12 protein-coding genes are annotated in these 12,562 nt (G+C 69.5%); 8 read left to right on the top strand and 4 right to left on the bottom strand.

Going from position 1 to position 12,562, the window contains the following annotated elements; genetic code table 11:
* Nucleotides 1–70 precede the first annotated feature (70 nt).
* The 4 genes from AMYNI_RS0136035 (at nucleotide 71) to AMYNI_RS0136020 (ending at nucleotide 2,800) form a co-directional block, all read left to right on the top strand.
* Nucleotides 71–826 carry a DJ-1/PfpI family protein gene (locus AMYNI_RS0136035; protein ID WP_040406191.1) on the top strand — a complete coding sequence of 252 codons (756 nt, stop codon included), beginning with the start codon at nucleotides 71–73 and terminating at the stop codon, nucleotides 824–826.
* A gap of 65 nt (nucleotides 827–891) precedes the next feature.
* A complete protein-coding gene (locus tag AMYNI_RS0136030; RefSeq protein ID WP_245574089.1) occupies nucleotides 892–1,353 on the top strand; it encodes a MarR family winged helix-turn-helix transcriptional regulator in 462 nt (153 codons plus the stop codon).
* Nucleotides 1,350–1,805, top strand: a complete 456-nt coding sequence (locus AMYNI_RS0136025; RefSeq protein WP_020672974.1) for an anthrone oxygenase family protein — start codon at nucleotides 1,350–1,352, stop codon at nucleotides 1,803–1,805. The genes AMYNI_RS0136030 and AMYNI_RS0136025 overlap by 4 nt, the downstream gene beginning before the upstream one ends.
* A 71-nt stretch (nucleotides 1,806–1,876) precedes the next feature.
* Nucleotides 1,877–2,800, top strand: a complete 924-nt coding sequence (locus AMYNI_RS0136020) for an LLM class flavin-dependent oxidoreductase (RefSeq protein ID WP_020672973.1) — start codon at nucleotides 1,877–1,879, stop codon at nucleotides 2,798–2,800.
* A 41-nt stretch (nucleotides 2,801–2,841) separates the two neighbouring features.
* On the opposite strand, the gene AMYNI_RS0136015 is transcribed toward AMYNI_RS0136020, so the two are convergent.
* A complete protein-coding gene (locus AMYNI_RS0136015; protein WP_020672972.1) occupies nucleotides 2,842–3,783 on the bottom strand; it encodes a LysR family transcriptional regulator in 942 nt (313 codons plus the stop codon).
* 99 nt (nucleotides 3,784–3,882) lie between these two features.
* Between AMYNI_RS0136015 and AMYNI_RS0136010 the strand changes: the two genes are divergently transcribed.
* From AMYNI_RS0136010 to AMYNI_RS0136000, 3 genes are read left to right on the top strand one after another with little or no spacing between them, the layout of a single operon-like run.
* Entirely contained in the window at nucleotides 3,883–4,644 is a 762-nt protein-coding gene (locus tag AMYNI_RS0136010) for a succinate dehydrogenase cytochrome b subunit (RefSeq protein WP_020672971.1), read from the top strand.
* Nucleotides 4,645–4,650: 6 nt separating this feature from the next.
* Nucleotides 4,651–6,588, top strand: coding sequence for a fumarate reductase/succinate dehydrogenase flavoprotein subunit (locus AMYNI_RS0136005; protein WP_020672970.1), 1,938 nt, complete (start codon nucleotides 4,651–4,653; stop codon nucleotides 6,586–6,588).
* Nucleotides 6,585–7,340 (top strand): succinate dehydrogenase/fumarate reductase iron-sulfur subunit, encoded by a 756-nt coding sequence (locus AMYNI_RS0136000; protein WP_020672969.1) that lies wholly within the window; start codon nucleotides 6,585–6,587, stop codon nucleotides 7,338–7,340. Before AMYNI_RS0136005 ends, AMYNI_RS0136000 begins: the two co-directional genes overlap by 4 nt.
* Before the next feature lie 126 nt (nucleotides 7,341–7,466).
* On the opposite strand, the gene AMYNI_RS48590 is transcribed toward AMYNI_RS0136000, so the two are convergent.
* Nucleotides 7,467–8,690: an HNH endonuclease signature motif containing protein gene (locus AMYNI_RS48590; RefSeq protein WP_084628551.1), complete on the bottom strand. Its 1,224-nt coding sequence runs from the start codon at nucleotides 8,688–8,690 to the stop codon at nucleotides 7,467–7,469.
* 209 nt (nucleotides 8,691–8,899) lie between these two features.
* On the opposite strand from AMYNI_RS48590, the gene AMYNI_RS0135990 reads away from it, so the two are divergent.
* Nucleotides 8,900–9,895: a LacI family DNA-binding transcriptional regulator gene (locus AMYNI_RS0135990; RefSeq protein WP_020672967.1), complete on the top strand. Its 996-nt coding sequence runs from the start codon at nucleotides 8,900–8,902 to the stop codon at nucleotides 9,893–9,895.
* A 61-nt stretch (nucleotides 9,896–9,956) separates the two neighbouring features.
* Here AMYNI_RS0135990 and AMYNI_RS0135985 read toward each other — a convergent pair whose 3' ends face one another.
* The gene (locus AMYNI_RS0135985; protein WP_020672966.1) at nucleotides 9,957–11,444 is read right to left on the bottom strand and encodes an aldehyde dehydrogenase family protein; all 1,488 of its coding nucleotides are present in this window, start codon (nucleotides 11,442–11,444) and stop codon (nucleotides 9,957–9,959) included.
* Between the two features lie 25 nt (nucleotides 11,445–11,469).
* Nucleotides 11,470–12,561 carry a C45 family autoproteolytic acyltransferase/hydrolase gene (locus AMYNI_RS0135980; protein WP_020672965.1) on the bottom strand — a complete coding sequence of 364 codons (1,092 nt, stop codon included), beginning with the start codon at nucleotides 12,559–12,561 and terminating at the stop codon, nucleotides 11,470–11,472.
* Nucleotide 12,562: the final 1 nt, after the last annotated feature.

The following is a 12,562-nucleotide window of genomic DNA, read 5'->3' as shown; positions in this document are numbered from 1 at the left end:
CCGGTGTGGAACTTTTTCGTTGGGTGCGCGACTTCTGGAGTGGACGAGTTCCGCACTGGGAGGAGTGGTGATGGCTAGCAGCCGGAGAACGGTGTTGCGGGCGGCGACGGTCGGGGCGGTGGGCGCCGCGGGGGCGGCCGCTTCGGGGCTGCCGGCGACGGCCGAGGAACGCACTGGAAACGGGCCACGGATCGGCATTCTGCTGTACGACCGGTTCAGCCTGCTCGACCCGACCGGGCCTGCCGAGATACTGGCCAGGCTGCCAGGGGCGACGGTGACGATGATCGCGGAGCGGCCGGGGCCGGTCAGGACGGACACCGGGGACGTCGCGGTGCTCGCCGAGCGGGCCATCGCGGACGTCCGGCGACTGGACGTGCTGTTGGTGCCGGGCGGCAGTGAACGTGGCGTGCTCGGTGTCTTCGAGCGGCCGAACCTGCTGGACTGGATCCGGCGAATCCACCGGACCACCCAATGGACGACCTCAGTGTGCACCGGGTCGATGATCCTCGGCAAAGCCGGGCTGCTGAACGGGCTGCGCGCGACCACGTACTGGTCGGGTAAGGACTATCTGGAAACGCTCGGCGCCACCTACGTGCCGGAGCGGTACGTCCGGGACGGCAAGATCATCACCTCCGCGGGGGTTTCCGCGGGTCAGGACCTCGCGCTGTACCTGGCCTCCCTGCTGGCTGGCGAACAGACCGCCAAGGCACTGCAACTGGCGGTCGAATACGACCCGCAGCCGCCGTTCGACACCGGCAGCCCGGCGAAGGCCGGACCGGAGCTGCAGAAGCTCGCATTGCGGTTGCTCGCGGATTCCCAGGTCTGAAACCCTCGCGCCTTGGATGGCTTGCCAGGTAATATCCATGGCAAGCCATACAAGGGAAGGTCGCGGTGAGACGCAAGGAATCGATGGGCTACCAGGTCAACCATCTCGGCCGGTTGCTCGCGCAGGCCCTGCGCGACCGGATCGCCCACCACGGCGTGGTGCCCGGCCAGTTCGCCCAGCTTCTCGCGCTGTACGAGGAGGACGGGCTCACCCAGAGCCGGCTCCGGGAACGGGTTTCGATCGACCAGTCGACCATGGCCCACACCCTGCAGCGGATGGAACGCGACGGTCTCGTTCGCCGCGTCGCGGATCACGACGACCGGCGCCGGGCGATCATCCTGCTGACCGAGCACGCGCGCGGGCTCGAACACGAACTGGTCGGCGCCGCCGAGAGCGTGAACAAGGTCGCGACCCGCGGGTTCACCCGCGAAGAGGTGAACCTGTACCGGCAGCTGACCGACCGCATGATCCACAACCTGGAGACCGCGGCCGAGGCCACGGCGCCAGAAGAAACGGGGAGCAGATGACCTCCAGCCAGCTCAGCGCTTGGCTCATGCTGGTTCCCGGCGGACTCTGGACCGGTGGCATCCTCATCTTCGCCGTGGAACGAACGAACCTCTGGCGCCGGATGCCCCTCGAGCAGTACGTGGTGGACGTCCGCCGGTCGCTGCGCCGGGCGGACCCGATGCTGCCGATCTTCGGGGCAATTGGCGGCGCCGGCACACTGTGGTTCGCGCTCGACGGCAGTGCCGGCGGCGCCAGGACGCTGGCGTGGATCGGCGCCGCACTGATCGTGCTGGTGATGATCAGCTCGATCGTCATCGCGGAACCGATCAACACAAGGTTCCGCCGCCTGCCGGAAGGCACCGCGCCCGAACGGGCCGAGCGCTACCGGACGATCTGGCGACGCTTCCACTTCGTCCGCACCGTCCTCGCGCTGGCCGCCTTCGCCTGCGTGTCGGCCGCGGCGGTGGCCTGACCCGCTTCGGCTTGACCTCAACCTTGCTTGAGGTACGAACATGGGCTGGACCGGCCACCAGGAGGACTCGAATGACCGCCATCCAGCTCGGCGTCGCACTGCCCACGATGAACGAGATCAGCACGTTGGGACCGGACGGCATCGCGACCGCGGCGCGGCATGCCGAAACGGCCGGCCTCGACTCGGTCGCCGCGGCCGACGTACTGATCGGCGACGGCACGGTCGCACTGGAACCGATCACCGTGCTCTCCGTCGCCGCCGCGGTGACCGAGCGGGTGGGGCTCGAGTTCGGCGTGCTGTCCCTGCCGACCCGCCCGGTTGCCATGCTCGCCGCACAGATCCAGACGCTGCAGTACCTGTCCGGCAACCGGGTCCGGCTCGGCGTCGGCATCGGCGGTTTCCCCGGTTCTCCCTTCTGGCAGGCGGTCGGCGCGCCATCGACGGGACGAGGTCGCCGCACCGATGAGGCGCTGAAAGTGCTGCCAGGGCTCATCGCCGGTGAGCCCACCGAACTGCCCGAAGCACCAGGCCGGCCGGTGGTCACCCTGTCCCCCGGCACGCCGGTGCCGCCCGTCCTGATCGGCGGTGGGGACTCCGATGCGGTGCTCCGCCGCACGATCACCTACGGCGACGGCTGGCTTCCCTCCGCTCTGACCGCGGCCGAGGCGTCCGCGGCCGGGCAGCGCCTGCGCGACCTCGCCGCCGAGCGCGGGCGGCCGATGCCCGGCATCCATCTCGGCCTGCATGCAGTGCTCGGAGAAGGCCCCGAAGTACGCTCCGCCCGTGAAGCCATGGCCAAGCAGCTCAGCGAATTCTTCGCCATGCCACCGGAAAAGGTCGCCGAGGTGACCATCACCGGCGGGCCGGCCCAGATCGCCGAGAGAATCGCCGCCTACGCCGAGGCCGGAGTCACCAATCTCGGCCTCGGTCTTGATGGTCCGGGGTACTTGCGTCAGTTGGACCTGATGGCCGAAGCCCGCGCCCTGCTGAACTGACGCACCAGAGCTGCGCCGTATAGGTCGTTATACGGCGCGGTTCAGCTGGTGAACTCCACCCCTTCCGGCAGACCACCGGACGTGGCCGCCGAGCGCAGGAAATCCAGCAGCACCGACTGGAACGCACGGGCCGCGCTGGTCGGCGGCACGTCCGAGCGGTGCGCCAGCGCGATGGTGCGGCTCAGCCCCGGCGCGGACAACCGGGTGCCGCGCAGCCCCGGCCGGCCAGCCAGCACCATGCTCGGCACGATCGCCACGCCGAGGTTCGCCTCCACGAACCGCAGCACGGCGTCCATCTCGCCGCCCTCCACCGCGAGCCTCGGCTCGAAGCCGACCTCACCGCAGGCGCGCAGCGTGGTCTCACGCAGGTCGTAGCCGCGCCGGAACATCACCATCGGACGGCCGCGCAGGGTCGCCAGCCGAACCTGGGAGCGCGACTTCGGCGGCCAGGCCCCGGTCGCGGAGGACGCGACGACGAGATCCTCGCGCAACACCGGCCTGGTGGTCAGCGCGGGCTCCGGGCCGACCTCACCGGCCGGCACCGCGATCAGCGCCAAGTCGAGATCGCCCCGCAGCAGCGCCTTGGTCAGGTCGCGGGAACCGCCCTCCTCCACCACCAGCCGTATCCCCGGATAGCGGTCGTGGAACCGGCGCAGCGCGTCGGCGAGCACGCTGACACACAGGCTCGGCGTGGCACCGAGCCGGACCCGACCACGTCGCAGGCCGACCAGATCGGCCACCTCCAGTTTCGCGGCATCGACGTCGGCGAGGATCCGTTTGGCGATCGGCAGCAGCGCCTCCCCTGCCTGGGTGAGCGCGATATTCGTGCGCGCCCGGCTGAACAGCGGCGTGCCCAGCTCGTTCTCCAGCGCCCTGATCTGCTTGCTCAGTGAGGGCTGCGCCACATCCACCAGCTCGGCGGCCCTGGTGAAGTGCCGGGTCGCGGCGACCGCGAGGAAGTACCTGAGCTGCTGCAAGGTCATCTGGAAGCTCTCTCGGCCGGCTTGTAATAGCCTCAGGCTATCCGAACGAGCGTTTCGATGTATTGGACGCCTGGTTTCCGCGGCGCCTAACTTGTTTTCGTGAAAGTTCAGGACCAGGCGCACCTCGAAGACGAAGTGACGCAACAGCAAGGAAATCCGCGCGGTCCGCTGGCAGCGTTCCGGCGTAGCACCGCGGGCAGGATCTGGTCCTCCACGGTCGGCAAGAAGGCCGTCATGGGCATCACCGGTGCGATGATGCTGCTGTACGTGATCGTGCACATGGTCAGCAACCTGAAGGTCTTCATCGAGCCGGCCAGCCTGGACCGCTACGCGATGTGGCTGCGTGAACTGCTCAGCGGGCTGCTCGGCCACGAGGGCCTGGTGTGGGTGTTCCGGGCCGGCCTGCTCGCCGCCGTGCTGCTGCACATGACCGCCGCCATCCAGCTCGCGCGCCGTGCCCGCGCGGCCAGGCCGGACGGCTACCAGCGGCGCTCGCGGGTCCAGGGCAGCTACGCGGCGCGCACCATGCGCTGGGGCGGGGTGATCCTCGCCCTGTTCATCGTCTACCACCTGCTCGACCTGACCACCGGCGACCTGAACCCGCACGGCGTGCACGGCGAGGTCTACCGCAACGTGGTCGCCAGCTTCCAGCGCTGGTACGTGACCTTGTTCTACGCGCTTTCGGTGATCGCGCTCGGTTTCCACATCCGGCACGGGCTGTGGAGCGGGCTGCAAAGCCTCGGTGCCTCCAACGCGGCGCGGCAACGCGCGCTGAAGCTGCTCGCGCTCGGCACCGCGCTGTTCATCACGTTCGGCTTCCTCTCCGTGCCGTTCGCCGTACTGACCGGATTGCTGAGGTGACCGAAGATGTCGCTTTTCACTGAGGGCCCGCCGATCGAGGACACCCGCGCACCGGACGGACCGGTCGACGAGCGCTGGGAGCAGCGCCGGTTCGCCGCCAGGCTGGTCAACCCGGCCAACAAGCGCAAGCTCAGCGTGATCGTGGTCGGCACCGGGCTGGCCGGCGGTTCGGCGGCCGCCACGCTCGCCGAGCTCGGCTACCAGGTCAAGTCGTTCTGCTACCAGGACAGCCCGCGCCGCGCGCACAGCATCGCCGCGCAGGGCGGGATCAACGCCGCCAAGAACTACGCCGGTGACGGCGACAGCGTGCGCCGGCTGTTCTACGACACCGTGAAGGGCGGTGACTTCCGCTCCCGCGAGTCCAATGTGTACCGGCTCGCGCAGCTGAGCGTGGAGATCATCGACCAGTGCGTGGCCCAGGGTGTGCCGTTCGCCCGCGAGTACGGCGGGCTGCTGGACACCCGTTCCTTCGGCGGCGCCCAGGTTTCCCGGACGTTCTACGCCCGCGGCCAGACCGGCCAGCAGTTGCTGCTCGGCGCGTATCAGGCGCTGTCCAGGCAGATCGACGCGGGCCGGGTGGACATGCACCCGCGCACCGAGATGCTCGACCTGGTCGTGGTGGACGGCCGTGCCCGCGGCATCGTGGCGCGCGACCTGGTCACCGGGGAGGTCACCACCCATCTCGCGGACGCGGTGGTGCTGGCCACCGGCGGCTACGGCAACGCGTTCTACCTCTCCACGAACGCCAAGGGCTGCAACGCGAGCGCGATCTGGCGGGCCCACCGGCGCGGCGCACTGCTGGCCAACCCCTGCTACACGCAGATCCACCCGACCTGCATCCCGGCCAGCGGCGACCACCAGTCCAAGCTCACGCTGATGAGCGAGTCGCTGCGCAACGACGGGCGGGTGTGGGTGCCGGCCACCGCGGGCGACACCCGGCCGCCGGGCATGATCCCGGAGTCCGAACGCGACTACTACCTGGAACGGATCTACCCGAGCTTCGGCAACCTGGTCCCCCGCGACATCGCGTCCAGGGCCGCCAAGAACGTCTGCGACTCCGGCCGCGGGGTCGGCCCCGGCGGGCTCGGCGTGTACCTCGACTTCGCCGACGCCATCAAGCGCCTCGGCGCCTCGGCCGTGGAAGCCAAGTACGGCAACCTTTTCGAGATGTACCAGCGGATCACCAACGAGAACCCGTACCAGCAGCCGATGCGCATCTACCCCGCCGTGCACTACACGATGGGCGGGCTGTGGGTGGACTACGACCTGCGCAGCACCATTCCCGGACTGTTCGTGATCGGCGAGGCCAACTTCTCCGACCACGGCGCCAATCGGCTCGGCGCCAGCGCGTTGATGCAGGGACTGGCCGACGGGTACTTCGTGCTGCCGAACACCATCGGCGACTACCTGGCGGACGGCCCCTTCGAGAAGGTCGAACTCAGTCATCCGGAGGTGGCCGCCACCAGGGCCGAGGTGACCGACCGGGTGCGCCGCCTGCTGGCCGTGGACGGCGACCGCACCGTCGACTCCTTCCACCGCGAGCTCGGCCAGCTGCTCTGGGACCACTGCGGGATGGAGCGCGACGAACCGGGGCTGCGCAAGGCGCTCGCGGAGATCGTCGCGCTGCGTGCGGAGTTCTGGAACCGGGTGCGGGTGCCGGGCGACGGCGACGGGCTCAACCAGTCGCTGGAGAAGGCCGGCCGAGTGGCCGACTTCTTCGAACTCGCCGAGCTCATGTGCATCGACGCGCTGCACCGCACGGAGTCCTGCGGCGGGCACTTCCGCGCGGAAAGCCAGACCGAAGATGGCGAGGCGCGCCGCGACGACGAAAACTTCAGCTATGTCGCGGCCTGGCAGTTCGCCGGCGTCGGCGAGCCGCCCGTGCTGCGTCGCGAGCACCTCGAATTCAAGAACGTCACCCCGAGTCAGCGGAGCTACAAATGAGGTTCACCGTCCGTATCTGGCGGCAGAAGAATCCCGAGGCCGACGGGCGCATGGAGCTCTACCTCGTCGACGACGTCTCACCGGACATGTCGTTCCTGGAGATGCTCGACGTGCTCAACGAGCAGCTCATCGCCGACGGCGACGAGCCGGTGGCCTTCGACCACGACTGCCGCGAGGGCATCTGCGGCATGTGCGGCATGATGATCAACGGGGTGGCGCACGGCCCGGAGAAGGCCACCACCACCTGCCAGCTCTACATGCGGCACTTCGACCCCAACCAGGCCATCACCATCGAACCTTGGCGCGCCAAGCCGTTCCCTGTGCTCAAGGACCTGGTGGTGGACCGGGGCGCGTTCGACCGGATCATCGCATCGGGCGGGTACATCAGCGCCCCCACCGGGAGCGCGCCGGAGGCGCATGCCACGCCGGTCCGGAAGGCGGACGCCGACGTCGCCTTCGAGGCCGCCGCCTGCATCGGCTGCGGCGCCTGCGTCGCGGCCTGCCCGAACGGGTCGGCGATGTTGTTCACCTCGGCGAAGGTCACCCACCTCGGCAGCCTCCCGCAGGGCCAGCCGGAGCGGTACACGCGCGCGGTGGACATGCTGGAGACCCACGACGCGCTCGGCTTCGGCGGCTGCACCAACGCCGGTGAGTGCACCGAGGTGTGCCCGGTGGGCATCCCGCTGGAGTCCATCGCCAGGCTCAACCGCGACGTCCTCAAGGCCTCCGTGCGCGGAACTCGTCCCCGGTAGGACCTTCCCGCGGCGCGAACGTGGGACTCGGCATGCTGAGAGGCAGGACTCGCACCAGGGAACCTCGCAAGCGAAATTTTGCCTCGCGTCGCCTGCAAGGCGACCACCACCCCCGGGACCGGATAGCTAGAAAGGTGGAGGCTCGTCGTCGTTTTTCGACGACGACACCGCCCGATCCACCAGAGGCTCTGGGCGGGTCGTATAGCCGCGGCCGGTCGGAGTGGTGACCGTGAGGTCGGCGGTGGTGGGGTTGAAGTCGAAGGTCCAGCCGGGTTGGTCTTTCAGCCGGTGGTGGTAGCGGCATAGGCAGCAGAGATTGTGCTCGCAGGTGTCGCCATCCTGAGACCAGGCGGTGCAGTGGTCGGTGTCGCAACGCTGCGCGGGGCGGTTGCAGCCGGGGGCGCGGCAGGTCCGGTCGCGGACTTGGACCAGTTCGGCTAGGTCGGCGGGTGGGCGGTAGCGGGTGCGGCCTACATCCCGGACGGTGCCAGAAACGGGGTCGGTCAGGACTTTCCGCCAGACCGAGTCGGGGTGGTTCATGAGGTGGCGGCCGACCTCGCCCGGGATGGGGCCGTGGCCGATGAGTTCGCAGCCGTCTTCTCGGATGCCGAGGGCGGTGTCGAGCGGGATGTGGATGAACACCTGCGCGGCCACACCATCGATGCCGCCATGCTGGCCGAGCAGCAACTCGGTGCACACGTCGGCGCGGAGTTGGTCCATGGTGCGCGGTTCATCTCGGGTGTGGAGCTTGCGGGCCAGAGCATCCACCCGGGCGTAGACGGCGGTAGCGATCTCGGCGGGCAGATAGGCCCAGAGTGAAGCCATCGCATCCGGCTCGTGGATCAACTCCAGCTTGCGGTCCAGCCGACGGGCCGCGGCACGGGTCTTCTGACCTCCCGGATCCAACCCGGCCACCACATGCGTCACCGCTTTACGCCAGTTCGACGGACTCTTCTCACCAATCCGCTCGGCAAGCAAACGATCCGCTTCGGCCACCAATTCATCCGGCAGAACGGCGATACCATCAAAGGCTTGGCGGGCTTTGCCGATATCCAACTCGCCCGCCTCCATCGCCGCCAGCAAACACGGCAACCGAGCCACCAACGCCACCGACAAAGCCACCCGAGTAGCAGTAGCTTCCCGCGACAGGCGAAGCTCCGGAGCCAGCTCATCGACCACCGACCGCACCCCACCCCGAACAGCAGAAAACCTTGCGACAAAACGAACCTCTACCGCATCCAACTGACACCGCAACCGGCGGGAAGCTACCACCGCCTCCACCGACCCGGCATCATCAAACCGATCGATCGCCTCCGTAGACAACCCGAAAAACCGAGACGGCGACAACACCTCATCACCCGGCTCCGGACCCAAACGACGCAACACAACAAACCCCCTTTGAAGATTTCCGCCAACACCTCAATAATACCGGAAATCCGAAACGAGGATCCGAATTTCACCCTAAAGAAAACCTATTCACAAAAAGTCGCCGTGAAGTTTTCGGAGACGCTTCGGCGGGTTGCCACCTGGGACCGGCCGACTGCGGCTATCGTGCTGACGTGAGTACTGACGGGCCGGTCACGCTGGTCGAGGTGGCGCGGGCCGCCGGCGTGTCGAAGACGACCGCGTCCGACGCGCTGCGCAATTCCGGCAGGGTGTCCGAGCGGACCAAGGAACTGGTCACCACGACGGCGGCCCGGCTCGGCTACTCCCCCAACCCGTCGGCGCGTTCGCTGCGCCGGGCGAACACCGGCGCGATCGGGCTGCACCTGCCGGAGATCCTGACCCGGTCCGAGTACTACATGTCCTTCGTCTTCGGGGTGGTCGAGCGGGCCGCCGACATGAACTACGACGTCACCCTGATCACCTCGCGGCATGTGCCGGCCGGGGGCGCCTTCCACCGCGTGGACGGGGTGGTGCTCGGCGATCCGCTGGAGACCGACCCGGTGGTGCGGAGCCTGCTCGAATCCTCGGTACCGGCGGTCACCTGCGAACGATTCACCGGTGACACGGCGGCGGCCGGAGTGGTGCTGTCCGAGCACGGCACGATGCTCGAACAGCTGCTGGACCACCTCCGAGCGGCGGGCGCGCGGCGGCCCGCGCTGCTCGCCTCCAGTCCGACCACCGACTGGGGAACCACCCTGCAGCAGGCGTTCCGTGCCTGGTGCAGGCGCAACGGGGTGCCCGTGCTGCTGCGCGAAATGGCGTTCGGTGCGCCGCCGGACGTGGTGCAGGACAACGTGCGCGCCCTGCTGGACACCGACCCGCGGCTGGACGCGCTGGTCTGTGCACCGGACGGTTCCGCCATGGCCGCGCTGCCGGTGCTCCGCGAGGCGAGCCGCGAAGTCGGTGGCGACCTGCTGCTGGCGGCCTGCGTGGACAGCACGCCGTTGCGGCACAGCGACCCACCGATCACCGCGATCGACCTGCACCCGCGTGCGGCGGGTGCCGCCTGTGCGCAGCTGCTGTTCGACATCCTCGCCGGGAACGCGCCTGAGGGCAGCGTGCGGACACTGGAGATCGGGCTCAACGAGCGCGCCTCCACCGGTACTTAGCCGCCGTTTCCGCAGGTCAACGCTCGTGAGTGAAAAGTGTTGCCCTGGCAACACTTTTCACTCACGAGGGCTTGCCGTCGATCCGGCGCGGGAGCTGCCACGGGTTGGCCTGCTGGAGCGCGGCGGGCAGGGCCGCGTCGGGCACGCTCTGGTAGGCGACCGGGCGGGTGAACCGGGCCAGCGCGCCGGCGCCCACCGACGTCGTGCCGGGGGCCGTGGTGGCAGGCCATGGCCCGCCGTGCTGCTGCGCCCAGGTGATCGCGACCCCGGTCGGCCAGTCGTTCACGGTCACCCGGCCAGCCAGCGTGCTCAACCGCGACACGAACTCCGCGACCTCTGGATCGTCCGGTCCCGCGCTCATCACCGCCGCGGTCAGCGTGCCCTGCAACTGACCGAGTGCCTGGTCGAGCTGCGCCCTGTCCTCGTACTCGACGACCACGGCCACCGGCCCGAAGCATTCCTCCAGCAGCCGCGAGCCGCTCTGCAGCTTCTCGATCGGCACCTCGAGCACGGTCGCGGCGACCGTCCAGCCCTCGGCCGGTCCCTCGGTCCGGCCGACCACCCGGCCACCCGCCGCCACCAACTCGTCGACACCACCGGTGGCCGACTCCGCGATCTGCGAGGTGAGCATCCACGCCTTCGGCTCATGCCGTTCCAGCGCCGCGGCCACCTTCGCGGCGGCATCATGACCGCTCGGTACGAACAGCAGCCCGGGTTTCGTGCAGTACTGCCCGGTGCCGAGGGTGAACGAACCGACGAACCCCTCGGCCAGGTCGTCCAGCCTGCGCACCGCCCGCGGAGTCACCACGACCGGGTTGACGGTGCCCATCTCGGCGAAGACCGGGATCACCACGTCACGTTCGTTCGCCATCCGCCACAGCGCCAGGCCGGCCCGCTGCGAACCGGTGAACGCCACCGCCGCGGTGTGCTCGGAACGCACCAGCCGCGCGCCCGCTTCGAAACCGCTGACCAGCTCGAACAATCCCTCGGGAGCACCGCCGAGCGCCTCGCGTGCCAGCCCGCCGAGCCGGACACTCAGCCGCGGATGGGCCGGATGCGCCTTGACCACCACCGGGCAGCCCGCGGCGAGCGCGGAAGCGGTGTCGGTGCCGAGCACGCTGAACGCGAACGGGAAGTTGCTCGCGCCGAACACGGCCACCGGACCGAGCGGCACCTGCACCCTGGCCAGCCCAGGGGACGGCGGGTTCGGGTGGTCGATGGTCGCCTGCAGGTACGAGCCCTCCACCGCGACATCGGCGTAGTAGCGCAGCTGACCCGAGGTGCGGGCGATCTCCATCCGTAGCCGCGCGTCACCGAGCGCGGTCTCCTCGTCGGCCAGTGCCACGAGTTCGTCCACCGTCTCCGGCACGTCCAGCGCGTCGGCGATGGCGTACAGCCAGGCCGAACGTTCGGCCGGGGACGTGGCCGCGACGATCGGGGCGGCGGCCGCGGCACGAGCGAGCGCCGCGTCGACGTCGGCTTCCGAGGTCGACGCCACCTCCCCCTCGGCCTTGCCGGTACGCGGGTGATAGCTGATGTCGGTGGTCATCCGGGCCTCTCTGATCGGTTTCTGTTCAAGCGGCAGGCTCGGGCGGTGCCGCCTGCCAGGTGGCGGACTCGACCGCGCACGGCCCGCCGTCGTGCACGTACAGCCGCCGGGCGGCCAGGTCCAGGCTGATCGTGGCCAGGCTTTCCCACCGCAGATGCGCCGGCAGCGAATGGTCGGCGTGCGTGCAGATGGGCGCGCCGTCGCCGCGGTGCGAGTGCAGGGCCCGCGCCCGGCCGGTGTGGTCGGCCGCGCTCAACGCACCGAGTCGCTCCCGCAGCCCGGGCAGCCGCTCGTAGGTGCTGGATACGGCGGCCGTGGTGACCTCCCCCTCGGCCAGCTCCGGGTCGAGGAAATGGTTGGTGTGCATCAGGAAACCGTCGGCGCCCAGCGGCAGCTCGGCCACCCCGGCCGGGCACAGCTCGAGCCCGAGCGCCGCGCTGTCCCGGCCGTCGAAGGTGACCACGGTGAGCATCGAAGAGGCGGAGAGCCTGGCCGAGCGGGCCAGCTCCACGGCCTGTTCCACGGTCGTCGCCTCGTCCAGGACGCGGCGGGCGACGACGTGCACCGGGACACCGATGTCGGCGTGGTCGGAAGCGTGCCTGAGCACGTTGAAGTGCACGCCGAGCCCGGCGCTGTTCAGCCCGATCTTGCCCACCACGCCGAACTCGGTGAAGGTGTGCACCTGCCGCCCCGGCCGCGGTTCGAGCGACCAGATCAGCATGTTGTGGCGCAGGGTGTCGTGCCAGTCCCAGGTCTGCACGGTCCTGGGTGCGCCCGCGCCGGGCAGCAGCACCGAGGTCGAGCACTCCCCTTCGCCGGTGCACGCCAGCGCGGCCAGAATCTCGGTCCGGCCGTTGAGCGCGCCCAGCTGCCACGGTTCGAGGCCGGCGCCTTCGGCCATGCCCACCATCTCTTCCGCCAGCAGCGGCGCCCACGCGGCGGTCTCCGCCAGCGCCCGCTCTCCCCACTCCGGCACCTGCCCCGGCCGCGCGCCCTCCGCCTGGAAAAGCTCGGCGTAGCCATCGAAAGCGGCGTGCAACTCGGCGCGACGGGCCGAGCCCAATGCCCGGCCGCGCGCGGCCGGTTCGGTCTCTTCGGACGAATGGACGGCGATCATG

Source organism: Amycolatopsis nigrescens CSC17Ta-90 (assembly GCF_000384315.1).
GTDB lineage: Bacteria > Actinomycetota > Actinomycetes > Mycobacteriales > Pseudonocardiaceae > Amycolatopsis > Amycolatopsis nigrescens.
The sequence above is the reverse complement of the archived record's forward strand: the minus strand, read 5'-3'. Positions and strand labels throughout refer to the sequence as shown.

Excerpts from the sequence above, each read along its gene's own strand:
- AMYNI_RS0136035 (WP_040406191.1), top strand. The coding sequence starts at position 71 with ATGGCTAGCAGCCGGAGAACGGTGTTGCGGGCGGCGACGGTCGGGGCG.
- AMYNI_RS0136025 (WP_020672974.1), top strand. The coding sequence starts at position 1,350 with ATGACCTCCAGCCAGCTCAGCGCTTGGCTCATGCTGGTTCCCGGCGGA.
- AMYNI_RS0136020 (WP_020672973.1), top strand. The coding sequence starts at position 1,877 with ATGACCGCCATCCAGCTCGGCGTCGCACTGCCCACGATGAACGAGATC.
- AMYNI_RS0136015 (WP_020672972.1), bottom strand. The coding sequence starts at position 3,783 with ATGACCTTGCAGCAGCTCAGGTACTTCCTCGCGGTCGCCGCGACCCGG.
- AMYNI_RS0136005 (WP_020672970.1), top strand. The coding sequence starts at position 4,651 with ATGTCGCTTTTCACTGAGGGCCCGCCGATCGAGGACACCCGCGCACCG.
- AMYNI_RS0136000 (WP_020672969.1), top strand. The coding sequence starts at position 6,585 with ATGAGGTTCACCGTCCGTATCTGGCGGCAGAAGAATCCCGAGGCCGAC.
- AMYNI_RS0135985 (WP_020672966.1), bottom strand. The coding sequence starts at position 11,444 with ATGACCACCGACATCAGCTATCACCCGCGTACCGGCAAGGCCGAGGGG.
- AMYNI_RS0135980 (WP_020672965.1), bottom strand. The coding sequence starts at position 12,561 with ATGATCGCCGTCCATTCGTCCGAAGAGACCGAACCGGCCGCGCGCGGC.